This window comes from Gordonia sp. VNK21 (genome assembly GCF_046098115.1).
Taxonomy (GTDB): domain Bacteria; phylum Actinomycetota; class Actinomycetes; order Mycobacteriales; family Mycobacteriaceae; genus Gordonia.
Genome location: NZ_JBJURU010000002.1, coordinates 184,201 through 207,379 on the forward strand (window position 1 = coordinate 184,201; position 23,179 = coordinate 207,379).

Consider the following 23,179-nt stretch of genomic DNA (forward strand, 5'->3'; position numbering starts at 1 on the left):
CCGGGACGAACTGTGCCACTGGTCCTACGATCTGTCGTATTTCCTGCCGGACCAGTACCGTTTCCGCAGGTAGCACCCCCGTTAGAGAGACTCGCCGCACCACCGGAGCACCGCTGTGGTTCTGCTAGCGTAGGCGCGTGCGAGAAAACCCCCCGCTGCGGTCCCGGCGCGCCCTTTCGGCCGGCGCGGCCTTCGTCCTCACCGGCGCGCTGACCCTGGGAGTCAGCGGCTGCGCCGACGACGATCCGACGCTGCGCACCCCGGACGGCAAGGTGATCTCCACGGTCACCTCCCGGATCGCCGAGGCCGATGTGCAGAATCCGGCCCGCGACTTCACCAAGACCTGCCTCGAGCCCACCGAGACCGATCCGGGTCGGGCCGATGTGGCGCGCATCCTGGTGACCGATCCTGCTCTGCTCGATGCCGTGTGCGCGCTGGGCATCGGCGACAAGGTCACCGCGGTCACCACCGGTCCGGGCACCGTCCCGGCCTATCTGGGTCCGCAGCTGGCCGCCGTACCGGCCATCGGCACCACACCGTCGGCGCAGCAGGTGGCCACCGCCCGGCCCGACCTGGTGCTCTCCTCCCCCGCCACCGCCGATCAGCTCGCCGCGGTGCGCGCCACCGGCAGGCTCGGTGACGCCGAGATCGCCACCGTCCCCACCGGCGCCGACTGGCGGGCCACCTTCACCGAGACCGCCGACGCGCTCGGGCGCAGCCGGGCCGCCGCCGACCGACTCGGCGAGTACGACGCCGAGGTCACCCGGACCGGGCGGGTCAAGGACGCCTCGCACGACCAGGTGTCCCTGGTGCGGTTCACCCCCGACGGGCGCTACCTGGAGGGCAGCGACAGTTTCGCCGGCTCGATCCTGGCGGCGGTCGGCGCCCAGCGGCCGGCCGGCCAGCGCGGCGCCGAACCGGTGAAGCTGACCGACGAGAACTTCACCGACGCCGACGGCGACCAGATCTACGTCAGCTATGACGGTGACGATGCGCGCAGCACGGCGATCGACGTGCTCGAGAGCGACCGGTGGATGAACCTGGGCGCCTCCTCGTGGAACCGGGTGCTGTGGGTGGACGACGAGGTCTGGTACCGCACCCGCGGTCTGGCCGCCGCCTGGCTGGTGCTCAACGACCTCAAGGAATCCCTGGGTTGACCGACCGCCGGCTGGCGCTGCACGCGCTGTGGCGCCCCGGCCTGGGGCTGGCGCTCTGGCCGGCCGTCGACGGTGCCGCCGAGCCGCCCCGGCCCGACGCGCTGGGCGAGCTGACGCCGCTGCCGGCCGGAGTGACCGACCTGCTGGCCCACCGCCGGCTGCGGCACACCGTGGAGGTGGCCGAACCGGGCGGGGTCCGGGCGCTGCGGCGGGCCGCGGTGGTCGGGGTACCCACCGCCGTCGAACTCCTCGACCGCTGCGAACATCTCACGACCGGCGGCGAGCTGGCCTTCTACCGCTATCTGCTGGCCGGCGCCCGGGCGGCCATCGCCGCCGGGGCCGTGGCGCCGGTCGCGCAGTCCGTCGACGCCGAGGTGCTGCTGCGCTGGCAGCCGCTGCCGACCGCGGCCTGGCAGGCCTGGTTCACCGTGGCCGCCGCCGGTGCCCCGCCGGCGCTGCGGGCGGCCGGCGAGGAGCCGGTGGCCGACTTCCTGGCCGAGGCGGTCGACGCCGAGGTGCGGCGCCGGCTCGCATCGGCGCCGGTCCTGACCCGGGTGCCGCTGATCGAGAGCCTGAGCCGCCCGGCCGCCCCGGCGCTGCCCGCCGAGTCGGCCGGCCGTGCGCTGCCGGCCTGGCGGGACTGGTGCGACACCTCCCGGCCGGAGGGGGCGACGCTGGTGCTGCGGCTGCACGAACCCGACGACGACGCGGGGGACGGTCACAACGGATTCGGGGACAACGGATTCGGGGACAACGGGTTCGGGGAGGCGACGAGCTCGGTCCCCGATCCCGCGGCGGTGCGCTGGCGGCTGCAGGTGTGCCGGCGCACCCCCGACGGCCACATCGAGCCGGTTCCGCTGCACCGGATCGACCCGCACGACCTCGATGCGATCACCACCGAACTGGCGCGGGCGCTCGCCGTCTTCGACGAACTCGGCCGCGCCGAGACCGATCCGCATTCGCTGGACTACCTGCTCAGCACCGATGCCGTCGCCGAGTTCCTTGCGACCGGCGCCGCCGCGATCACCGCGGCCGGGGTGACGGTGCTGTTACCCCGGACCATCGCCGAGGTCTCCCCCACGCTGGGGCTGCGCGCGGCCGGGCTGCCCGGCGGCGGGAACCGGCCCGGCCTGGTCGGACTCGACGAGATCTCCGACTTCGAGTGGCGGCTGGCGCTCGGCGAGGGACCCGAGGCCGTGCCGCTGAGCCAGGAGGATCTGGACGAACTGGCCCGCCAGCACGGCGATCTGGTGCGGATCCGCGGTCACTGGGTTCGTGCCGAGAACGCGGCGCTGAGCCGGGCGGCCTCGTTCATCACCGCCCAGCGGGCCCTGGCCGCCGGCGGAGCGCGCCCCGACATGGCCGAGCTGCTGGCCATGGTGACCGACCCGGACGACCGGCTGCCGGTGCCCGTGGCCCGCGTCGAAGGTCTGGGCTGGCTCGACGACATCGCCTCCGGCGGCATGCTCAGGCCGGAGCCGCTGGCGCCGCCGGCCGGTCTGGCCGCGACCCTGCGGCCGTATCAGCAGCGCGGCCTGGAATGGCTGAATTCGTTGTGTGCCATCGGGGCCGGAGGGGTGCTGGCCGACGACATGGGTCTGGGCAAGACGGTCCAGGTGATCGCCCTGATGCTGGCCCGGCACGAGGCCGAGTCGGATCCGCCGGGGCCGGCGCTGGTGGTGTGCCCGATGTCGGTGATCGGCAACTGGCAGCGTGAGCTGAGCCGGTTCGCGCCCGGCCTGCGTGTGATCGTCCACCACGGACCGCGCCGGTCGGTGGACGGATTGGCCTCTGCCGCAGCCGATGTGGTGCTCACGACCTTCGCGACGCTCTCGCGCGATGCGGCCGGGCTGCGCGATCTGAGCTGGGATCTGCTGGTGGTGGACGAGGCCCAGCACGTGAAGAACGTGCGCACCGCCGCCGCCAAGGCTCTGCGCGGCCTGCGGGTGCGGCGCCGGGTGGCACTGACCGGTACACCGGTGGAGAACCGGCTCGAAGATCTGCGAGCGGTGATCGATCTGGTCAACCCGGGACTGCTCGGCTCCCCCGCCCAGTTCCGGGCCCGGTTCGCCGAACCCATCGAACGTGAACGCGATCCGCAGGCACTGTCCCGGCTGAACGCCCTGACCCGGCCGTTCATCCTGCGCCGGCTCAAGACCGATCCGGCGATCGCCGGCGATCTGCCGCCGAAGAACGAGCTGACGGTGCGCGCCAACCTGACCGCCGAGCAGGCCGGGCTGTATCAGGCGATCCTCAACGATCTGCATGCGGCGCTGGCCGACAAGCAGCACTCCGGGCAGCGTCGGCGGACGGTGCTCGCGGCGCTGACCCGGCTCAAACAGGTCTGCAACCATCCGGCGCACTATCTGGCCGACGGCTCCCCGATGACCCGGCGCGGCCGGCACCGCTCGGGCAAGGTGGAGTTGCTCAGCGACATCGCCACCACCCTGATCGCCGAGGGCGACCGGGCGCTGGTCTTCACCCAGTTCGCCGCCTTCGCCCACTTGCTTTCGGAATGGCTCGAGCCGGTGATCGGCACCTCGGTGCCGGTGCTGCACGGCGGCCTGCCCCGCACCGAGCGCGACGAGCTGGTGTCCGGCTTCTCCGCCGACGACGGGCCGCCGCTGCTGGTGGCGACCCTCGGGGCGGGCGGCACCGGACTGAATCTGGTGGCCGCCAACCACGTCATCCACGCCGACCGGTGGTGGAATCCGGCGGTCGAGGAGCAGGCCACCGACCGCGCCTACCGGATCGGTCAGACCCGGTCGGTGCAGGTGCGGCGCTTCGTCTGCGTCGGCACCCTCGAGGAACGCATCGACGAGCTGATCGCCGCCAAACGTGAACTCTCCGCACTGACCGTGGCCACCGGGGAGGGCTGGCTGAGCGATCTGGGCGACGATCAGCTCTTCGATCTGCTGGCCCTGCGCGACGAGGCGGTGGGCGAATGAACGCCCGGCGCTCGGGCCGCGCACCGGTGCGCGGCTACGGCATCACCGCCTGGGGGCGCGCCTTCGTCGATCCCGTCGAAGCCGAGGCCGACCACCGGCACATCACCGGCGCCCGCCGCTACTTCCGGGACCGGCACGTGGACTCGCTGACGATCCTGCCCGGCAGGATCACCGCAGCGGTGCGCGGCAGTCAGCTCGATCCGTTCACGGTGACGGTGCAGCCCCGGCGGATCGATCCGCCGACGGTGGTCGACCTGCTCCGCGGCACCGGCCGGCTCGACGCCCTGCTGGAGCTGGCCCGCGGGGAGCAGCCGGCGGCCCTGCGCGAGCTGATCGCCCCCACCGAACCGGCGGACGTGCCGTCCTCGTGCACCTGCCCGGACGAGGCGCCGCGCTGCATTCATGTGCTCGCCACCGTCTTCGAGGTGGCAGCCCGCATCGACCGCCGGCCCACGACGCTGCTGCACGCGATGGGCACCGATCTGCCCGAACTGCTGGCGCTGGCCCGGGGCGGCGACGATGACGGCGAGAGCGACGCGGCGACCGGTGAGGAGGGCGGACCGGGACGCCCGATCGTCCGCGAGGACTGGTACGGCGACCGCACCCCGCTGCCCGCGGCACCGGTCTTCGGCACCGTCGACCCGCTCACCGAACTCGAACCGGCGGCGCTGCGGCGCGCATTGCGCGCCTCCGGGGTTCCGGCCACCGTGATCGCCGAGGCCGTCGACGATCTCGCCGAGCTGTACCGTCTGCTCACCGGCCCCTGACGGGCGTGGTGAGGCAGACTGAGCAGGTGACCGTCATTCCGATGTTCCCGCTGCAGAGTGTGCTGCTGCCCGGCTCCCCGCTGCAGCTGCAGGTCTTCGAGCCGCGCTACCGCGCGCTGCTCGCCGACGTCCTCGCCGACGGCAGCGGCCGGTTCGGGGTGGTGCTGATCGAGCGCGGCCGCGAGGTGGGCGGCGGTGACGATCGGGCCGACGTCGGCACCGTCGCCGAGATCGTGCGGCATGCCCAGCTCCCCGACGGCCGCAGCCATCTGGTGTGCCTCGGCACCGACCGCATCCGGGTGCGCCGCTGGCTCCACGACGACCCCTACCCGCAGGCGGAGGCCGATGTCTGGCCGGACGAGCCGGTGCCGTCGGACATCGACTGGGCGCAGGTGTGCCGGCCGGTCGCCGAGCGGGTGGATCGGCTGTGGGAGATCCATTGCACGGCAGCGGAACTGGCCGGCACCGACCCCGGCGACACACCGTTCCCGCCGCCCGGCATCGACTCGGCCACCGCGCTCTGGAGCTATGCCGCAGCCTCCCCGATCGGCGATGCGGACCGGTACCGGGTGCTCTGCGCTCCCGATCCGGTCACCCGGGCCGAGGTGCTGGCCGCCGCCCTCGACGACGCCGAACCGCTGTACCGGCTGCGCCTGCTCGGCGAGACCTGACGACGACTGACCTGAACCTATCGACCCTGAACCGATCACCCCGAACCGATCACCCCGACCGGAAGAGACGACGCATGAGAACTCCTCGCGCAGTGGGCCGCCGGCTGCTTCCCGCGGTGCTGATCCTGGTGTGGCTCGGTATCGGCGGGGTGGCCGGCCCGCTCACCGGCAAGCTGGCGTCGGTCACCACCACCGACCAGAGCGCGTTCCTGCCCGCCTCGGCCGAATCGACCAGGGTCGCCGACGAACTGCCGGCGTTCACCGACACCGACTACTTCCCGGCGATCGTCGTCGCCGAACGCGATTCCGGGCTGACGGCCGCCGATCAGGACTTCCTGCGGCAGGCCACGGCTCCGCTGGCCGGGGCGAGCGGCTTCGCCCCCGAGTTCTCCCCGGTGCTGCCCTCGGCCGACGGCGAGGCCGCGCAGCAGTTCGTGCTGGTGTCCACCGACGGCAAGCCGAAGGAGCCGATCGCGCAGTTGCGCGAGGCCCTGCAGAACGCCCCGCCGGGGCTGACGGTGGCGGTGACCGGTCCGGCGGCGCAGGCCGCGGATCTGTCGGGGGCCTTCGCCGGTATCGACGGCCTGCTGCTGCTGGTGGCCGGGGTGCTGGTGCTGGTGATCCTGGTGATCGTCTACCGCTCGCCTATCCTGCCGATCGTGGTGCTGGTCTCCGCGGTGCTCGCCCTGGCCCTGGCCTCCGGGATCGTGTATCTGCTCGCCGACGCCGGTGCACTCGAACTGAACGGCCAGAGCCAGGGGATCCTGTTCATCCTGGTCTTCGGTGCGGCCACCGATTACGCCCTGCTGCTGGTGGCGCGGTACCGGGAGTTGCTCGGTGAGACCGACGATCCGCGGCGCGCACTGTGGACGGCGTGGAAGGCCACCCTGCCCCCGATCGGGGCGTCCGCCGGCACCGTGATCCTCGGCGTGCTGTGCCTGCTCGCCTCCGACCTGAACTCCAACCGCAGCCTCGGCCCGATCGCCGCGCTGGGCATCGTCGCCGCCTTCCTCGCCTCCACCACCTTCCTGCCGGCCGTGCTGGCCGTCCTGGGCAAACCGGTGTTCTGGCCGCGTCCGCCCGCCGCCGACGCCGAGCCGCACCGGCTGTGGCGCCGGGTGGCCGGGATGGTCGCCGCCGCCCCGCGCAAGGTCTGGGCGATCACCCTGCTGGTGCTGCTGGCCGGGGCGGCCTTCGCCCCGATGTTCCGGGCCGACGGGGTGGCCACCGAGGACTTCTTCCTCGGCGACGTGGAGTCGGTCCGCGGATCCGACCTGCACGCCGCACATTTCGACGCCGGCTCGGGCACCCCCACCTGGATCCTGATCGACGCCGGACAGGCGCCGGCGGCGGCCGAGGCGGCCACCGGCACCGACGGCGTGGCCTCGGCGACGGTGCTGACCGGGACCGACGGACCGGTGACCCACGACGGGCGCGCCGCGGTCCGGGTGACGCTCAGCGATGATCCCGATTCTCTGCGCGCCCAGGACACCGTCGTCGCGCTGCGCGAGGCGGTGCACGCACTGCCCGGGCAGGCCCGGATCGGCGGGGCCACCGCCGTCGATCTGGACACCCGCACGGTCGCCGAGCGCGACCGCGATCTGATCATCCCGATGGTGCTCGCGGTGGTCTTCGTGGTGCTGATCCTGCTGCTGCGCTCGGTGGCGGCGCCATTGCTTCTGCTCGGGGCCACCGTGCTCTCGTTCGCCACCACCCTGGGTATCGCCGCCCTGCTGTTCAACGGGCCGTTCGGCTTTCCGGGCGCCGACCCGACGGTGCCGCTGTTCGCCTTCGTCTTCCTGGTGGCGATGGGCGTGGACTACACGATCTTCCTGATGAGCCGCGCACGGGAAGAGGCCCGGCTGCGGGGCACCCGCGAGGGCATGCTGGTCGCGCTCACCAGCACCGGCGGGGTGATCAGTGCGGCCGGCATCGTGCTGGCGGCCACCTTTTCGGCGCTGGCGGTGATCCCCCTGCTCTTCCTCGCACAGGTGGCGTTCCTGGTGGCGGCCGGGATCCTGATCGACACGTTGATCGTGCGCTCGCTGCTGGTGCCGGCCGTCACGGTGGACGTGGGCCGGCGCATCTGGTGGCCGTCGGGCCTGGATCGGCGGTGACCTCATGCCTCACCTGATTCCCGAGTCCCCGCGCTTCACCAACGCCTCCGAGGAGTATGTCTGGAACCTGTTGTGCGAGCAGCTCGGCGACGAGGACCTGGTGGTCTACGGCCAGCGGGTCACCGATCACGCCAAGGACCACGAGGCCGACTTCCTGGTGGCCGTCGAGGGCGCCGGCATCGTCTGCCTGGAGGTCAAGGGCGGCGAGGTGTGGCATGACGGCCAGGACTGGCTGCAGGCCCGGCCGTCCGGTCCGCCGAAGGTGATCGATCCCGTCGAGCAGGCGCGCGGCGCGCTCTACGCGCTGCGCGAGTACGTCGAAGGCCATCCGGCCTGGACGCAGGGGCGCCTGCGGTGGGATCACCTGGTGCTCTTTCCGCACAGCCGCGTGGGCCGGGACTTCGCGCTGCCGGACTGCCCACGGTGGAAGGTGATCGACCGCGATCAGCTCGATCAGCTGTTTCCGCTGATCCGGCGGGTGCCGCTGCAGAAGCAGCAGGATCTGCCGATGCTCAGCGAGATCGGCATCGCCCAGTTGCAGACCACGCTGGCCGGGCGCGGCCTGCCGCAACGCGACGTGGTGGCCCGATCGCTGGAGAACGAGACCCGGGCCGACCTGCTGACCGCCGAGCAGGCGACGCTGCTGGGCGCCATCGCACTGCTGCAGCGGGTGGAGGTGCGCGGCGGCGCGGGCAGCGGCAAGACCTTCCTGGCCCTCGAACAGGCGCGCAGACTCACCAAGGACGGCCTGCGAGTGGCGCTGCTCTGCTATTCGCACGGACAGTCGTCGTATCTCAAGCGCACCGTCGCCGGCTGGAAGTACAACGAGAAACCGGCCTATGTCGGCGAGTTCCATCAGCTCGGCGTCGGCTGGGGTGCCGCGAGCGCTCCGCCCGAGTCGGTGCGTACGGCGCAGACACAGGACTTCTGGGAGCATGAGCTGCCGGCCGAGATGACCCGGCTCGCACAGGAACTCACGCCCGAGCGCCGGTTCGACGCGATCGTGGTCGACGAGGCGCAGGACTTCGCGGACGGCTGGTGGCCACCCCTGCTGGCCGCGCTCACCGATCCCGAGGAGTCGGGGATCTTTCTGTTCAGCGACGAGGCGCAGCGGGTCTTCGACCGCACCGGCTCCCCGCCGGTGCCGCTGGTGCCGCTGGTGCTCGACCACAATCTGCGGAACACCCGACAGATCGCGTCGTCGTTCTCTCCCCTGGTCGGCCAGCGGATGCGGCTGCGCGGCGGCGACGGACCGGAGGTGACCGTGGTTCCGTGCGCCCGCGAGGAGGCCGTCGACGTCGCCGACGATCAGATCGAGGCGCTGATGGATGCCGGCTGGCGGCCCGAGGACCTGGCCCTGTTGACCACCGGCAGCCGCCATCCCGAGCAGGTGGCCCGCAACGAGGACGGCCCCGAGGCGTACTGGGACACCTTCTGGGATACCGACCAGGTCTTCTACGGGCACGTTCTCGGTTTCAAGGGGCTCGAGCGCCGTGCCGTGGTGCTCGCCCTGAACGAGAAGGAGATTCAGGAGCGCTCCCCCGAACGCCTGTACGTGGGCCTGTCCCGGGCCCGCGACCAGTTGGTGGTGTGCGGCGATCCGGACGACATCCGGACGATCGGCGGCCCCGAGGTGGCGGCCCGGCTGGGGTTGTAGGCGAGGTCGATCCGCAACGCCCGCACCGCCGGCCGCACGGCGCGAGCACCCGGCGCGTGGAATAGCGGTGGGTCGACGCGTCCTGATCGTGGGAGCGTCGAGCGCGGTCGGGAGGTTCGCGGTGCAGCTCGCTGCGCAGTCCGGCGCGTACGTCGTCGCCGTCGCACGCGACGAAGGTCACCGCCGCACCCTACGGCTCCTCGGGTCGAGACCTACGCTCTCCTCCATCCCGGCGCCACCGTCATCGCACTCGGCCACTCGGCGGGCGCGGACGAGCAGTTCCCCTACGGCGCCTTCGTCGCCGACCCCGCGACCTCCGGCCGGTCGATCACGAGCTTCTTCCTCGGATCCGAAGCCGACCTCGCCGGCGAGATGCCCCTCCTCTCCGCCGACGAGCAGCTCCAGACCGGCGATCTGGACGTCCGCAACTGGACGGGGCTCTCGGACTGGATCGAGCAAGGAGCACCCCGACCGTCCGGCAGAGTCGTCTTCCGCGTGGACCACACCGGATCCCCCGGCGGGCCCGCCCCGCGCGCCTAGCTTCCCGCCGAGCGTGCCCGGATGTGGGCGCCGCCGGCCCTGCCGCCACTTTGCTATTCGCAATAATGTTTGCCATTTGTGTCGACACGGGTCGATCCTGTCGGTACCACACCCGACGATGAGAGAGGACGACGCCGCGGGCACAGCAGACGAGCAGCACAGACCGCGCGTGACGACCGAATTCGACGCGAGCTACTGGGAGGACCACTGGAGCACAGCACCCGGGCACGACGATCAGCGCATGCCCGTCAATCCGTATCTTCCGGCGGAGACCGCGGATCTGCCCGCCCGGAGGGCGCTCGACGCCGGGTGCGGTACCGGAACAGAGGCGATGTGGCTCGCCGACCACGCTGGACGGTCACCGCCGCCGACATCTCGGCGACCGCGCTGTCCACCGCGCGAGCCCGCGCCGCGCAGACCGGCCTGGACTCCCGGATCCGTTGGGTGCAAGCAGATCTCGCCCGATGGGAGCCTGCACAGACCTGGGATCTCGTCGTCACCAGCTACGCGCACGCCGATATCGGCCAACTCGCTCTCTACCGGCGCCTGGCCGAATGTGTGGCCCCCGGCGGCACGATGCTCGTCATCGGACATCTGCACCACGCCGCCGGCGGCGGCGACCACCACCCCGAGGAGGCGACGGCCACGCTCGAGGGCGCCCTGGACGTGTTCGGCGCCGCGGGCTGGCAAATCGACTCCGCCTATGAGAACACCCGAACCGCGGGCCCCGGCGCAGCCCCAATCACCTTGCGCGACATGATCGTCCGCACCCACCGCGCCACCTGATCCGCCGGCGGCCGCCGGCTCAGCCGCCGAGCTCCCGGCGCTGCCGCATCCGCCCGTGCCCGTCGAGTTCGACAATGGTCTCGACGCCGATCCGCTCGAGGAAGGTGACGTCGTGGCTGACGATGAGCAGTGCGCCGCGGTACGCGTCGAGTGCCTCGGCGAGCTGCTCGACGCTGGTGATGTCGAGATTGTTCGTCGGCTCGTCCATGATCAGCAGCTGGGCGGGCGGATCGGCCAGGAGCAGCCGCGCCAGGCAGACCCGGAACCGTTCGCCGCCGGAGAGGGTGCGTACCGGGCGGTCGACGCTGTCACCGCGCAGCAGCAGCCGGGCGAGCTGGTTGCGGATGGTGCCGGGAGGCGTCGCGGGTGCGACGGCCTGTACGTTCTCGATCGCGCCGGCGTCGTCGTCGAGCCCGTCGAGACGCTGTGGCAGGTAGCCGACGCGGTCGGTGACGAGCCGGCCGTGGGGACGTCCGGCCACCGGCTCGGTCCGCCCGAGGAGCTGGTGGATCAGCGTCGACTTCCCGGCGCCGTTCGGGCCGACCAGTGCCACCCGTTCCGGCCCCTGGACGACGACGGTCCGATCCTGATCCTCCAGCTCGGCCAGGCGCCGCCCGCGCGGAACGTCGGGGTCGGGCAGGTCGAGATGGATGTGCTCGTCGTCGCGGACGCGGGCGTCGGCCGCGTCGAGAGCTGCCTGCGCGGCCTGGACCTTGTCATCGAGCGTCGACCGCATCGATCCGGCGGAGACCTGTGCTTTGCTGGCACGGTTCCCCGCGACGATCTTGGGGATGCCGCCGTCCCTCTGTGTCTTCCTGCCTGTTCGCTCGCGGCGCGCGAGCTTGGTCTCCGCCTCGATGCGCTGCTTCTTCTCCACTTTCAGGGTCTGCTGAGCCGAACGCGCGGCCTGCGCCGCGGCGGCCTGCTCCTGCTCCTGATGCGCTTTCCAGGCGCTGTACGGGCCGCCGAAGGTGTCGAGGCTCCCGCCGTAGAGCTCAGTGGTGTTGTCCATGTGCTCGAGCAACTCGAGGTCGTGGCTGACGACGACGAGGGTGCCCGGCCACTCGTCGACGAACCCGGCCAGCCGCGCCCGGGTCGCGCGATCGAGGTTGTTGGTGGGCTCGTCGAGCAGTGTGATCGGGGTGCGGCGCAGGCGCAGACCGGTGATGGCGATGAGCATGCTCTCGCCTCCGGAGACCTCGGCGACCCGGCGGTCGAGGTCGGCGGCGGAGAAGCCGATCTGGTCCAGGGCTTCGTCGGCGCGGGCCTCGATGTCCCAGTCGTCGCCGATCGTGTCGAAGTGACGCGGGTCGGCGTCGCCGGACTCGATCGCCCGCATCGCCTCGAGGATCGGCTCGATGCCGAGCAGTTCACCGACCGTCGTGTCCGGTCGCAGGGTGAGCGTCTGCGGCAGATACCCGACTTCCCCGATGGTGTCGATGTGGCCGGCGCTCGGCCGCAGCTCCCCTGCGATCAGTCGCAGCAGGGTGGATTTGCCGGCACCGTTGCGGCCGATCAGCCCGGTTCGGCCGGTGCTGAAGGTGCCGTTGACGTGGTCGAGGGCGATGCTGCCGTCGGGCCATTCGAAGGTCAGATCGCGCAGGGTGATCGCGGACTTGGTGGACATGGCGGTACTTCTCTTTCTCTGCCGTCAACCGCCGGAGGGCGGGACGGGAACCGTGCCGATGCGGCGAGCGGTGACGCTGGGCCTCTGAGGGGCGTCGACGATCTGGAGCCGTCACCCGGACGTCGCGCCGAAGCCTGAGTCGTCTGACAGACGCAGCCGCACGCCCGCACCCGTGCACTCGGAATGATGTCTCGGTGCGATGCGAATCCGCCGGTGAAAACCACACGGGCCCTTGATATCCCGGAACGGGACCGGCTCACGCGCGGAGGTTGGACGATGATCGCCCACGGAGGCGGGCGGTGCCCGCACGGGTGAAAGCCACCGGCAGTTCGGCGGCTAGGCTCTGTCGACCTCGATCATCTCCACGGCGCCGACTCTACCAGCCGCGGGCCGCACGGCCCATCGTATTCACGGTGCGGCAACGGCACCGCTGCCGGCGGACCGCAGTGCACCGACGAAGAATCCCGCTGACCGCCCGTGCGGGCGGTCAGCGGGATCAGGGGTGCGGAAGGTGCCGGTCCTTAGAAGTCCCAGTCCTTAGAAGTCCCAGTCCTCGTCTTCGGTGTTGACGGCCTTGCCGATCACATACGAGCTGCCCGAGCCGGAGAAGAAGTCGTGGTTCTCGTCAGCGTTGGGCGAGAGCGCGGAGAGGATGGCCGGGTTCACACCGGTCTCGTCCTTGGGGAACATCGCCTCGTAGCCGAGGTTCATCAGCGCCTTGTTGGCGTTGTAGCGCAGGAACTTCTTGACGTCCTCGGACAGCCCGACCTCGTCGTAGAGCGACTCGGTGTAGTCGGTCTCGTTGTCGTACAGGTCGTAGAGCAGGTCGAAGGTGTACTCCTTGAGCTCCGCCCGGCGCTCAGGGGTCTCGATCTCGAGTCCGCGCTGGTACTTGTAGCCGATGTAGTAGCCGTGCACGGCCTCGTCGCGGATGATCAGGCGGATCATGTCGGCGGTGTTCGTCAGCTTGGCCCGGCTGCTCCAGTACATCGGGAGGTAGAAGCCGGAGTAGAAGAGGAACGACTCGAGCAGCGTGGAGGCCACCTTGCGCTTGAGCGGGTCGTCGCCGCGGTAGTAGTCCATCACCACGTGCGCCTTGCGCTGGAGGTACTCGTTCTCCTCCGACCAGCGGAAGGCCTCGTCGATCTCCTTGGTGGAGCAGAGGGTGGAGAAGATCGAGCTGTAGCTCTTGGCGTGCACCGACTCCATGAACGCGATGTTGGTGAGCACCGCCTCCTCGTGCGGGGTGGTCGCATCCGGGATGAGCGAGACCGCACCGACGGTGCCCTGAATGGTGTCGAGCAGGGTCAGGCCGGTGAACACCCGCATGGTGAGCTGCTGCTCGTATTCGGTGAGGGTGCCCCAGGACGGGATGTCGTTGGACACCGGCACCTTCTCCGGCAGCCAGAAGTTGCCGGTGAGCCGATCCCAGACCTCCGCGTCCTTCTCGTCGGGAACACGATTCCAGTTGATCGCGGAGACACGATCGACCAGCTTGATCGGGGCCCCACCAGCAGGGCTGTGAGCGGACGCAGACATGGCACCTCGGGCTTCTGTGAAGGTCTGAACGAACGGTGCTGTCAACACTACGCGTTGCGTCGAGGGGCCCGTTCGACCACAAGATGGTGTGTCCCGACCCGCACCGGCGTGTCGGTGGTTTCGGCAGCCCGGGCGTGTCGGGAATCCGCGCTAGGGTTACGGATCGGAGTCGGCGAGGCGGAGTGGTCATGGGCGTGAAGAGCGGCGATCCCGGGGCGCTGATCCGACGCCGGGTGCGTTACTACTACCTGCTCGGCGTCCTGGTGGCCGGGATGTTCGCCGGCGAGCTGACCATGCACTTCACCGAGGGCACCTAGTCGAGCTGGGCGGTGGCCCTGGCCGCCGCCGCGGCGGTGGTCCTGGGGGTCGGCTCGGGGCTGCGCGGGGCCGACCTGGGCCTGTCGCCGGCCGCCCTGGGCCGCGGGGCGCTGCTGGGCGCGTTGCTGCGCCGGCATTCGGTGCGCACCGCGGTGATCGCGCAGGCCCTGCTCTTCGGCCTGTGGCACATCGTGTCCTCGACCGGGCTGTCGGCCAGCAACGAGGGCCTCGGCGATGCCGTCGGCCGCGGCACGATCGGCACCGTGCTCGGCGTCCTCGGCGCCGTCGCCTTCACCACGATCGCCGGCCTGATCCTGGGCTGGCTGCGGGTGCACACCGGCAGCCTGCTGCCGTGCATCACCCTGCACTGGGTGGCCAACGGTGCCGGAGCGGTCGCCTCGGCACTGGCCTGGCAGCTGAGCTGAGGCCCGCCGCCGCGCGTCAGACGCCGATACCGGCGTGGTCGTCGCGGTAGACCGCCACCACCGCCGGCCGCGGCTGCGACTTCCCGCCGTCCGGCCAGTGCGAGAGGGGCTTGTCGACGGTGGCGTCGTCGTCCTCACCGGGGTGCTGGACGCAGACCACCACCCGCTTGTCGCCGATGATCGGCCCGCAGGTCTCGGCGCCGCGCGGGACGGTGAGGAACTGTTTGGTCTCACCGCGCCGGTCGCCGTCGAGGGCCACCGCGAACAGACCGTCGTTGCTTTCGAGCGCATTGCCGTCGGTGGAGATCCACAGGTTGCCGTGCGGGTCGAAGGCGACGTTGTCCGGGCAGGAGATGGGGCTGACCTTGGTCTTGTCGAAGCCGCCGTAGTAGGTGTCGGCCTCGGCCGGATCGCCGCACACCAGCAGCAGATCCCAGGTGAGGTCCTCGCCGGCGTGGTTGTCGGTGATCTCGAGGATCTGGCCGTTCTTGTTCTCGTTGCGCGGGTTGACCGCGTCGGCGCCCGGCTTGCCGTCCACCCCGCGCTTGGTGTTGTTGGTGAGCGCGCAGTACACCTTGCCGGTGGCCGGGTGCGGCTCGATGTCCTCGGGGCGGTCCATCTTGGTGGCCCCGGCCTTATCGGCCGCGAGCCGGGTGAACACGGCCACCTCGGCCGGGGTCATGCCGGTGATGTGGGAGGTCGCGGCGCCGTCGGCGCCGACGGTCAGCAGTTTGTGCCAGCGTCCGCTGCCGGCCGCATCGGTGACGGTGACCGGCGCATCACCGGTGAACGAGGCCACGTAGAGGGTGCCCTCGGAGAGGATCCGCATGTTGTTGCGGCGGGCGGCGGCGGTGCCGGCCTGGTCGATCTTGCGGCTGGAGACGAACTTGTAGATGTATTCGAAGCGTTCGTCGTCGCCGGTGTACGTGACCACGGTGCCGGCGTCCGGACCGTCGGGGACGACGTAGATGTTGGCCGACTCGTGCTTGAGCCGGCCGAGCGAGGAATGTTTGACCGGCACGGACGACGGATCATGCGGGTCCACCTCGACGATGTAGCCGAAGCGGTTGGCCTCGTTGGGTTCGACAGCCAGATCGAAGCGCTTCTCGTAGCGCCCCCACTGGTGGTAGTCGGCGTCGTCCTCGAAGCTGTAGCGGGCCAGCCGGTCCGCGGCCGTCGGGTCGGTGACCGCGCTCGCGTTCATGAAGTAGTTGTTGTAGTTCTCCTCCCCCGAGAGCATGGTGCCCCACGGGGTGATGCCGCCGGAACAGTTGGCGATGGTGCCCAGCACGGTCCTGCCGTCAGGGTCGTCGGCGGTGCGCACCAGCTCTGTGCCGGCCGCCGGACCGACCAGCCGGAACGGCGTGGAGGCGGTGATGCGCCGGTTGCGCTGTCCGATGACCGGAGTCAGTGAGCCGTCCCGGTCGCTGCCCTCCACCTCGAGCACGGTGATGCCGTGGGCGGCCATCGACGTCCGGGCCTGCGCCTCGGTGGGCTGCTTCTCGGTGTAGTCGCGGAACATCATCGCCTCGGTGGTGTACTCCTGGTTGCACACCAGGTAGTAGTGGTTCGCCTCGCCCTCCACCGGGATCAGCCCGGCGAAGTCGTTGTTGAAGCCGAACTGCCCGGCCTGCGCCTCCGGGGTCTGGTTGTCGAAGTCGAACTCCGGCGCACCGGGCAGCACCGGATCGCCCCAGCGGATGACAACCTGCTGCCGGTAGCCGTCCGGAATCCGCAGAGCGTCATCGGTATTGGCCGCCACCGGCTCGAACCGCATGCCCTCGAGCGGACCGCCGGCGCCGCTGCCGCCGGACGACGACTGGTCGTCGCCGCAGGCGGCGAGCACCGAACCGGCGCCCACGGCGACCGCCGTCGCCAGGGAGCCCTTGAGCAGGCTCCGGCGGGACAGCGCGGTGCGGGCCACATCGCGGAAGTACTCGTTGCCGCTGGTGTTCCCCGGCTCGTGCCAGCACGCCTCACCGCATTTGTAGCGGCAGGTCAGCTGGGAGCGGGATGATCGTCCGGCCGCACCGGTGGCGGCAGAAGTGAACAGCTGCAAGGGAATACGCACGCGATAGCCTCCAGAGGTCGTAGAGTCCGGGCTGCGGACCGACACCCGAGACACGCTAGGGAGCGCGGGAGAACGCGCGCCGACACCGGTGCAAACCGGAGTTGAACGTCAGACGTTGCGAGACAGGCTCCTCAGGCTTCCGCACCCGGAATCGCAATCCTTCCGGTCGTCCTGACAGTGCCGGCATGACTCTGTGACGATGCCCCTGTTCGTGTGCGAGATGCGGATTTCCCCTGTCCTTGAACACGGTCCAAGAAACAGGGAAAACCACAATTATTCACCAGGGCAAATAATCACAACATGCAGCTGACGCAGCCCTCCACCTCAGTGCCTTCGAGGGCCATCTGCCGCAGGCGGATGTAGTAGAGCGTCTTGATGCCCTTGCGCCAGGCGTAGATCTGCGCCTTGTTGACGTCGCGGGTGGTGGCGGTGTCCTTGAAGAACAGCGTCAGGCTCAGCCCCTGGTCGACGTGCTGGGTGGCGGCGGCGTAGGTGTCGATGACCTTCTCGTAGCCGATCTCGTAGGCGTCCTGGTAGTACTCCAGGTTGTCGTTGGTCAGGTACGGCGCGGGGTAGTAGACGCGGCCGATCTTGCCTTCCTTGCGGATCTCGATCTTCGAGGCCACCGGGTGAATCGAACTGGTCGAGTGGTTGATGTAGCTGATCGATCCGGTCGGCGGCACCGCCTGCAGATTCTGGTTGTAGATGCCGTCGCGCTGCACGGCCGCCTTGAGCTCGAGCCAGTCGTCCTGGGTGGGCACCGCGATACCGGCGTCGGCGAAGATCCGGCGGACCTTGTCGGTGGCCGGCTCCCACACCTGCTCGGTGTACTTGTCGAAGAACTCGCCGCTGGCGTACTTGCTCTTCTCGAAGCCAGCGAAAGCGCTGCCCCGTTCGCGCGCAATGCGATTCGAGGCGCGCAGTGCGTGATAGAGCACCGTGTAGAAGTAGATGTTCGTGAAGTCGATGCCCTCCTCGCTGCCGTAGAAGATGCGCTCGCGGGCCAGGTAGCCGTGCAGGTTCATCTGCCCCAGGCCGATGGCGTGGCCTTCGTCGTTGGCGCGCCGGATGGACGGCACCGAGTCGATGGAGGTCTGGTCGGACACCGCGGTGAGCCCGCGGATCGCGGTCTCGATGGAGTGGCCGAAGTCCGGCGAGTCCATCGTCTTGGCGATGTTCATCGATCCGAGGTTGCAGGAGATGTCCCGGCCGACGTGCGAGTAGGACAGGTCGTCGTTGAAGGTCGACGGCGTCGACACCTGCAGGATCTCCGAGCACAGGTTCGAGTGGGTCACCTTGCCGTCGATCGGATTGGCCCGGTTCACCGTGTCCTCGAACATGATGTACGGGTAGCCGGACTCGAACTGCAGCTCGGCGAGGGTCTGGAAGAACTCGCGCGCCTTGATCTTGGTCTTGCGGATCCGCTTGTCCTCGACCATCTCGTGGTACTTGTCCGAGACGTTGATGTCGGCGAACGGCGTGCCGTAGATGCGCTCGACGTCGTACGGGCTGAACAGGTACATGTCGTCGTTGTTCTTGGCCAGCTCGAAGGTGATGTCGGGGATCACCACCCCCAGCGAGAGGGTCTTGATGCGGATCTTCTCGTCGGCGTTCTCCCGCTTGGTGTCGAGGAAGCGGTAGATGTCCGGGTGGTGGGCGTGCAGGTACACCGCACCGGCCCCCTGCCGGGCGCCGAGCTGGTTGGCGTAGCTGAACGAGTCCTCGAGCAGCTTCATGATCGGGATGACGCCGCTGCTCTGGTTCTCGATCTTCTTGATCGGGGCGCCGTGCTCGCGGACATTGCTCAGCAGCAGCGCCACCCCGCCGCCGCGCTTGGACAGCTGCAGCGCCGAGTTGATGGAGCGGCCGATGGACTCCATGTTGTCCTCGATGCGCAGCAGGAAGCAGGACACCGGCTCACCGCGCTGCTTCTTGCCCGAGTTGAGGAAGGTGGGGGTGGCCGGCTGGAAACGGCCGTCGATGATCTCGTCGACGAGGTTGCGGGCGAGGGCGGTGTCGCCGGCCGCGAGGGTCAGCGCCACCATGCACACGCGGTCCTCGAAGCGCTCCAGGAAGCGCTTGCCGTCGAAGGTCTTGAGCGTGTAGCTGGTGTAGTACTTGAACGCCCCGAGGAAGGTCGGGAAGCGGAACTTCTTGGCGTAGGCGTGCCCGAAGAGCAGTTTGACGAACTCGCGGTCGTACTGCTCGAGCACCTCCGGCTCGTAGTAGTTCTCCTCGACCAGGTAGTCGAGCTTCTCGTCGAGGTCGTGGAAGAAGACGGTGTTCTGGTTGACGTGCTGCAGGAAGTACTGCCGCGCCGCCTCCCGGTCCTTGTCGAACTGGATGTTCCCGTCCGCGTCGTACAGGTTGAGCATCGCGTTGAGCGCGTGGAAGTCGAGTTCGCCCGGATCGTGACCCGCCGGGGAGGCGTGCACGCCGGACACGCTGGCCGAGACGGTGGAATCAGACACGGGAACTGCGGTGGGCGACACGATGACTCCTAAAGGGAACTGCAGAACAACAGGGAGAACGGGATGAGAGGGCCGGTCAGGACCGGGTGAAGGCGGGACCGGCGGCGAACTCGGCGAGTCCGGCGCGCACCCGATCGACGTCGTCGGAGGTGCCCATCAGCTCGAACCGGTACAGGTACGGGACCTGACATTTGTTCGAGACGATGTCGCCGGCCAGACAGAACTCGGCGCCGAAGTTGGTATTGCCCGCCGCGATCACGCCGCGGATGAGCGACCGGTTGTGCTCGTCGTTGAGGAATTTGATGACCTGCTTGGGGACGTATCCCCCGCCGGTCCCGGCGGTCGCGCCGGCGGCTTCTCCCCGATCGCTGATCTTGCCGCCGCCGTAGGTGGGGCAGACCAGCACGTACGGCTCGTCCACCCGGAAGTCGCCGGTGCGGTCGATCAGCGGGATACGGGCCGCACGGGTCCCGAGCTTCTCGACGAAGCGGTGGGTGTTCTCCGACACGGAGGAGAAGTACACGATCAGCGGCAGACCGTCGCGGGCATCCGGGCCGGCGCTGCCGACCCGGTGTCCGTGTGCGACGACGGCAGACATGACCGGCCGATCAGGCGACGCGCGCGGCGAGGGCCTTGATGCGGTCCGGACGGAAGCCCGACCAGTGCTCGTCGCCGTCGACGACGACCGGGGCCTGCAGGTAGCCCAGCGCCATCACGTAGTCGCGAGCCTCGTCGTCCTGGCTGATGTCGACGACGTCGTACTCCAGACCGAGCTTGTCCAGAGCTTTGTAGGTCGCATTGCACTGCACGCATGCCGGCTTGGTGTAGACGGTGATCGCCATCGCTGACTCCTCGGGTGAGTTGAAGACTGTGGTGTCTGTGCTGGTGGAAACTGGACTGTCTGGACTTGTCAGGTCGCTGTGTGGACTGGTCAGGCCCCAACGGTGCCCTCCGGGCGGAATCCGTCCGTTCGGCGGGTCCGGGCGGGCGGATTCAGGCCGTCTACGAGGGCAAATGACCGTCATGTCATTTCCTCTGACCGGGTCTGCCTGCCGGACTCCCCAAACACTACACCTTGTGTCTGACTTTTCTCGTCACCACAAGAACTTGTGAATAACATTCGTGAAACTTGCAGGTCGTCCTCTGCTCGTCCACAGGCCGTCCGGCGTGTCTCGGTGTGTTGGGCGTGTCGGAATCCACACCCGTCCACAGCACTCCACAGCCGGTCCACACGCTTATCCCCCGCAGCCGGGCGGCACCTGTGGACCGGCCGGTGAGCTCACGCGTCGACGGCCACCTCGTCGACCAGACGGCGCACCGCGGCGGTCACCTGATCGACCAGTTCCGGTTCACCGGCCCAGCCCTCCTCGAGTCCGCTGGTGGCCAGCCCCAGCTCGACCTCGGCGAGGACCTGTGCGCCGGCGATCCCGGCGGCCTTACGGACGTCCTCGCGGGCCCAGGTGCCGGCGTACCGGCCCAGTGCGGCACCGATCACGCCCACCGGCAGCCCCGCCAGGGCGCCGTTGCCGTACGGGCGGGAGAGCCAGTCGATGGCGTTGCGCAGCACGGCCGGCGATCCGCCGTTGTACTCCGGGGTCACCACCAGCAGGGCATCGGCCTCGCCGACCTGGGCGCGCAGCGCGTCCACCCGTCCGTCCCGCAGCCCGTCGAGATCATCGTCCTCGTTGTAGAAGGGCAGCAGGTGCAGATCCTCGGCGACCTGCACGTCGATCTGTTCGGGCGCGTGGGCGACGGCGAGCTCGGCCAGGCGGCGGTTGACCGACTCCCGGCGCAGGCTTCCCACCAGCACGACCACCCGCAGTTGACGATCCGACATACGCATTCTCCTTAGTCATCGTTCGAGCACTATCGACCACCATTTAAACGGACCGCGGTCCGATGTCCATCCCTGAAGTCACCGTGATTCGAATCACCGGGGCGGGCGGTGCGGCGGTCTGTGCAGGTCACCGAGTATCGTGCAGGCATGATCGCCGACCGTCCGCACCCTCTCGACCTCCCTCTCGTCACCGGTGGGGCCGTGAGCACCGAACGGGCGGACGCGGCACGGAACCGGCAACTGCTGCTGGCCGCGGCCAAGACCCTCATCGACAATCACGGCGCCGCCGCGGTGACGATGGACGCCGTCGCCCGCGAGGCCGGGGTGGGCAAGGGCACCGTCTTCCGGCGCTTCGGCAGCCGCAACGGGCTGATGATGGCACTGCTCGACCACTCCGAATCGGCGCTGCAGCAGGCCTTCCTGTCCGGCCCCGAGCCGCTCGGGCCGGGCGCGCCGCCGCTGGAGCGGCTGATCGCCTACGGCCGCACCCGGCTGAAGATGACCGTCGACCATCTCGACATCCTGCTCGAGGCCGGCGCCGACAATCCCGACCGGCTCAGCCACCCGGTCTGGGCCGTGTCCACCCAGCACGTGCAGCTGCTGCTGCGGGATCTGGGCTACCCGGGCCACCTGGAAGTGGTGGCCAACGCCGTGCAGGCGCCCCTCGATGCGATGGCGGTGCGCCACCTGCTCGACGTGGTGGGGCTGAGCCGCGAGCAGATCGCCGACGACTGGGAGACGATGGTCCGGCTGCTGCTCTCCGGACTCGGCTGAGGCGGCCGAACAGCTCAGCCCGGGGCATCGCGGGCGGTCAGCGCCGCCTCCCGGCTCAGTGCCGGCCCGGCCGGCAGCAGTGAGATCACCGGCCACGGCGCCTCCTGCGGAACCTCGGCCAGACCGAGCACCGCGGCGGTGTCCGCGCCGGTGAGGCGATAGCGCACACCGTCGTCGCCGATGAAGTGCTCGCCGCCGCTGCGCACCCGGTAGCCGCTGCCCGGTCGCAGATACAGTCCGTCCAGGCCCGGTCCCCCGCCGTCGGCGGAGACCAGCCGCCGCACCGCGCCGCCGTCGGGCACCGGAATCGATCCGGCGACGATCAGCCGGTCGTCGGTGCCGCCGCCGGCCGAGGGCAGCCGGCTCCAGCAGAGCACCTCGCCCGGACCGGCTGGCTGCGGGATCGCCGCCGGAAAGGAGTCCAGCGGCAGCCGATGGCGCACCGGCAGCGCGGTGAGGGTTCCCGGGGCCAGGCGCGGCACCTGCACCTGCGGGGTGTCTGCAGCCCGGCGCAGGGCGTCGGCGGCCACCGCACCCACCGGCTGCACCCCGTCGGCGAGCACCACGAAGTACGACGGCGCATCGTCGACGCCCAGGGTGGCCACCACACTGCCCACCGGATGACCGGCCAGCCCGCCGGGTCCGGGCCGGCCGCGGCCGTCGATTCCGGGCAGGGTCAGCGGCGCCTGCGCCGGAACGGTGTTCAGCAGCGCGGCGCTGACCGGTCGCACCGGCGTCTGCTCGAGGTGCAGCGCCCGCAGCACCGCGGTCTCGGCCGGATCGACCCGGGCCCGGACCACCGTCTCGCCGCCGCCGGCCTCCGCATCGGCCGGCATCCGGTAGAGCAGCCAGATCTGCCCGGCCGTACTCACCAGGGCGGCGTCGCCGGGACGGGGACGGCTCACCTGCGGCCGGCCGGCCAGCACCGCCGTCCCGGCCGCCGGATCGTCGCAGACCGTCCAGCCGGCCGGTCCGCCGGCCGGAAGCCGGGCCGGCGCGCCGGCGACCCCCAGCGCCGCACCGCGCGGATAGGCGTCCAGCGAGCGCTGTGAAACCCGTTGCGGGACAGCAGGTTCACCGAGAACGAGCCGGGCCGATGCCAGATTCGGGACCGGGTGAACGACCCCGTCGTCGAGAACGTAGAGCGCTCCGGAGTCGGCCACTACCAGCCGCGCATCGCCGACCGTGGGCTGCGGCCGGATCACCCCGTAGAGCCCGGCGCCGGCCGTCACCAGCAGTGCGATCACCGCGCCGGCCATCAGCGCCCGCCACTGGCTGCGCAGCGGATCGTGCAGCATCCGCGCATCCCTGCGGACCAGCGCGTGTTCGGCACGCGCCAGCCCGAACCGGTATCCGCTCACCTGCGCACGCGTCGTGAATTGTCGCGACATGATCCCCCCGAAAATCAAATCCCGTGTGCGCCACCTTAGGCCGATGTACCGTGGCGCCACACGTTTTTCCCCGACCCCGCCAC

The 23,179-nt window shown here is 70.1% G+C and carries 19 protein-coding genes; 11 read left to right on the top strand and 8 right to left on the bottom strand.

All coding sequences use genetic code 11. From position 1 onward, the window contains the following. Positions 1–137 precede the first annotated feature (137 nt). The 8 genes from ACJMNC_RS03880 to ACJMNC_RS03915 all read left to right on the top strand — a co-directional run bounded on the left by ACJMNC_RS03880 (position 138) and on the right by ACJMNC_RS03915 (position 10,643). Entirely contained in the window at positions 138–1,157 is a 1,020-nt protein-coding gene (locus ACJMNC_RS03880; RefSeq protein ID WP_408946629.1) for an ABC transporter substrate-binding protein, read from the top strand. Beyond that, positions 1,154–4,105, top strand: a complete 2,952-nt coding sequence (locus tag ACJMNC_RS03885) for a DEAD/DEAH box helicase (RefSeq protein WP_408946630.1) — start codon at positions 1,154–1,156, stop codon at positions 4,103–4,105. The genes ACJMNC_RS03880 and ACJMNC_RS03885 overlap by 4 nt, the downstream gene beginning before the upstream one ends. Then, on the top strand, positions 4,102–4,872 hold the full coding sequence (locus tag ACJMNC_RS03890) for a hypothetical protein (RefSeq protein WP_408946631.1): 771 nt from the start codon (positions 4,102–4,104) through the stop codon (positions 4,870–4,872). Before ACJMNC_RS03885 ends, ACJMNC_RS03890 begins: the two co-directional genes overlap by 4 nt. A 26-nt stretch (positions 4,873–4,898) precedes the next feature. Further along, positions 4,899–5,543, top strand: coding sequence for an LON peptidase substrate-binding domain-containing protein (locus ACJMNC_RS03895; protein ID WP_408946632.1), 645 nt, complete (start codon positions 4,899–4,901; stop codon positions 5,541–5,543). A gap of 74 nt (positions 5,544–5,617) precedes the next feature. Further along, a complete protein-coding gene (locus tag ACJMNC_RS03900) occupies positions 5,618–7,660 on the top strand; it encodes an MMPL family transporter (RefSeq protein ID WP_408946633.1) in 2,043 nt (680 codons plus the stop codon). A 4-nt stretch (positions 7,661–7,664) separates the two neighbouring features. Then, the gene (locus tag ACJMNC_RS03905; protein WP_408946634.1) at positions 7,665–9,317 is read left to right on the top strand and encodes an NERD domain-containing protein; all 1,653 of its coding nucleotides are present in this window, start codon (positions 7,665–7,667) and stop codon (positions 9,315–9,317) included. A 372-nt stretch (positions 9,318–9,689) separates the two neighbouring features. Continuing rightward, a complete protein-coding gene (locus tag ACJMNC_RS03910) occupies positions 9,690–9,857 on the top strand; it encodes a hypothetical protein (RefSeq protein ID WP_408946635.1) in 168 nt (55 codons plus the stop codon). 333 nt (positions 9,858–10,190) lie between these two features. Next, positions 10,191–10,643 (top strand): class I SAM-dependent methyltransferase, encoded by a 453-nt coding sequence (locus ACJMNC_RS03915; protein WP_408946636.1) that lies wholly within the window; start codon positions 10,191–10,193, stop codon positions 10,641–10,643. 19 nt (positions 10,644–10,662) lie between these two features. On the opposite strand, the gene ACJMNC_RS03920 is transcribed toward ACJMNC_RS03915, so the two are convergent. Beyond that, the gene (locus ACJMNC_RS03920; RefSeq protein ID WP_408946637.1) at positions 10,663–12,270 is read right to left on the bottom strand and encodes an ABC-F family ATP-binding cassette domain-containing protein; all 1,608 of its coding nucleotides are present in this window, start codon (positions 12,268–12,270) and stop codon (positions 10,663–10,665) included. Between the two features lie 537 nt (positions 12,271–12,807). Continuing rightward, entirely contained in the window at positions 12,808–13,809 is a 1,002-nt protein-coding gene (gene nrdF, locus ACJMNC_RS03925) for a class 1b ribonucleoside-diphosphate reductase subunit beta (RefSeq protein ID WP_408946638.1), read from the bottom strand. Between the two features lie 188 nt (positions 13,810–13,997). On the opposite strand from nrdF, the gene ACJMNC_RS03930 reads away from it, so the two are divergent. Beyond that, positions 13,998–14,126 carry a hypothetical protein gene (locus ACJMNC_RS03930; RefSeq protein WP_408946639.1) on the top strand — a complete coding sequence of 43 codons (129 nt, stop codon included), beginning with the start codon at positions 13,998–14,000 and terminating at the stop codon, positions 14,124–14,126. A 12-nt stretch (positions 14,127–14,138) separates the two neighbouring features. Beyond that, positions 14,139–14,552 (top strand): lysostaphin resistance A-like protein, encoded by a 414-nt coding sequence (locus ACJMNC_RS03935; protein WP_408946640.1) that lies wholly within the window; start codon positions 14,139–14,141, stop codon positions 14,550–14,552. Positions 14,553–14,568: 16 nt separating this feature from the next. Here the strand turns inward: ACJMNC_RS03935 and ACJMNC_RS03940 are convergent, their stop codons facing one another. The 5 genes from ACJMNC_RS03940 to ACJMNC_RS03960 form a co-directional block, all read right to left on the bottom strand. Beyond that, entirely contained in the window at positions 14,569–16,623 is a 2,055-nt protein-coding gene (locus ACJMNC_RS03940; RefSeq protein WP_408946641.1) for a PhoX family protein, read from the bottom strand. A gap of 293 nt (positions 16,624–16,916) precedes the next feature. Beyond that, positions 16,917–19,115, bottom strand: a complete 2,199-nt coding sequence (gene nrdE, locus ACJMNC_RS03945; protein WP_408946642.1) for a class 1b ribonucleoside-diphosphate reductase subunit alpha — start codon at positions 19,113–19,115, stop codon at positions 16,917–16,919. Between the two features lie 55 nt (positions 19,116–19,170). Next, a complete protein-coding gene (gene nrdI / locus ACJMNC_RS03950) occupies positions 19,171–19,692 on the bottom strand; it encodes a class Ib ribonucleoside-diphosphate reductase assembly flavoprotein NrdI (RefSeq protein WP_408946643.1) in 522 nt (173 codons plus the stop codon). A 10-nt stretch (positions 19,693–19,702) separates the two neighbouring features. After that, positions 19,703–19,936: a glutaredoxin-like protein NrdH gene (gene nrdH / locus ACJMNC_RS03955; protein WP_408946644.1), complete on the bottom strand. Its 234-nt coding sequence runs from the start codon at positions 19,934–19,936 to the stop codon at positions 19,703–19,705. Between the two features lie 437 nt (positions 19,937–20,373). Then, complete coding sequence (locus ACJMNC_RS03960) at positions 20,374–20,931, bottom strand: NAD(P)H-dependent oxidoreductase (protein WP_408946645.1); 558 nt, start codon at positions 20,929–20,931, stop codon at positions 20,374–20,376. A gap of 147 nt (positions 20,932–21,078) precedes the next feature. Here ACJMNC_RS03960 and ACJMNC_RS03965 point away from each other — a divergent pair, with 147 nt between their 5' ends. Beyond that, positions 21,079–21,705, top strand: coding sequence for a TetR/AcrR family transcriptional regulator (locus ACJMNC_RS03965; protein ID WP_408946646.1), 627 nt, complete (start codon positions 21,079–21,081; stop codon positions 21,703–21,705). Between the two features lie 14 nt (positions 21,706–21,719). Here ACJMNC_RS03965 and eccB read toward each other — a convergent pair whose 3' ends face one another. Then, positions 21,720–23,096: a type VII secretion protein EccB gene (gene eccB, locus ACJMNC_RS03970; protein ID WP_408946647.1), complete on the bottom strand. Its 1,377-nt coding sequence runs from the start codon at positions 23,094–23,096 to the stop codon at positions 21,720–21,722. Positions 23,097–23,179 lie beyond the last annotated feature (83 nt).